Source organism: Kingella pumchi (genome assembly GCF_022288825.1).
Classification (GTDB): domain Bacteria; phylum Pseudomonadota; class Gammaproteobacteria; order Burkholderiales; family Neisseriaceae; genus Kingella_D; species Kingella_D pumchi.
This window is the reverse complement of record NZ_JAKOOW010000067.1, coordinates 1-1025: the sequence shown is the minus strand read 5'-3', so window position 1 is coordinate 1025 and position 1025 is coordinate 1. Positions and strand designations below refer to the sequence as shown.

Annotated in this window: 1 protein-coding gene; it reads right to left on the bottom strand. The window is 53.6% G+C overall.

The window, feature by feature from the left end; genetic code table 11:
• On the bottom strand, window positions 1-874 hold an 874-nt coding region (locus tag MB824_RS10820), incomplete at its 3' end, for an IS110 family RNA-guided transposase (RefSeq protein ID WP_456077655.1).
• Window positions 875-1025: the final 151 nt, after the last annotated feature.

Genomic DNA, 1025 nt, shown 5'->3' with positions numbered 1-1025 from the left:
ACGGCTTACCCTTGGACAGCAGGCGCTGATAGAAATCCCGAATAAGCGGTTCAAAACGTGTCGCTACCATGGTAGCCATATACAGCGCCTTACGCACCGCAGACCTTCCGCCGAAGCAGCGGCTTTTGAATTTGGTTTCCCCGCTCTCCCTCGGGTGTGGGGCAATACCGACCAAACTCGCTATCCGTTTGTGCGACAGCCGTCCCAATTCGGGCAACATCGCCATCAGCGTAGCCGTCGTTATCGAACCGATGCCTTTGATTTGTTCCGCCACTTTGGTTTTGCCGTCAAAATGCGTGTGGGTGTGGTCGTCGATTTGTTTGTCCAATTCGTCAATCAGCCGGTCAAAATGGGCAATCAGTTGTTTGACGCTTTCGACTTGCGTTTCGTGAACCTGATGCAGACGGTTTTTCTCGGCAGTCCGCATATCCACCAGTTGGTTGCGGCGGTTAACCAATGCTTCCAACACTTCTTCCGCTTCGGTGGGCGGCTGGTAGAGCATGGTTTGCCAACCTTCTTTCTGTGCCGTCATCTGTGCGAAGAAGGCGAGCATTTTGGCATCTTTGGCATCGGTTTTGGTCAGCGACTGTGATTGGGCAAACTGATGCGTCTGACGAGGGTTGGCGATAATCACAGCTATGCCTGCACGGTGGATGGCTTTGGCGGCGGGGACTTCGAGACCGCCGGTGCTTTCCATGACGACGAGGGCGACCTTGTGTTTTTTAAGGTATTCGACGGTATGGGCGATCCCTTTGGGGTTCTTGGTTTCGGTTTTGGTTTTAGACAAAGACGAAACGGCAATAACGAAGTTTCGTTTGGCGATGTCGATGCCTGCGTAATTGTGTTGGGTACTCATCATAAACCTGCCTTGCATTCGGTTGTGTTGTCTGGCAACTGTCCGGTTGTGTCGATGGGTTGCCCGACCGCTCCCTGAGCTACGCAACGGTTGTTTGCCTTGGTCGGATGCGGGCGGCGGCGGGCGGTTTGTTGCTATGATACGGGTGTTCCGATATACAAGGTCGGAT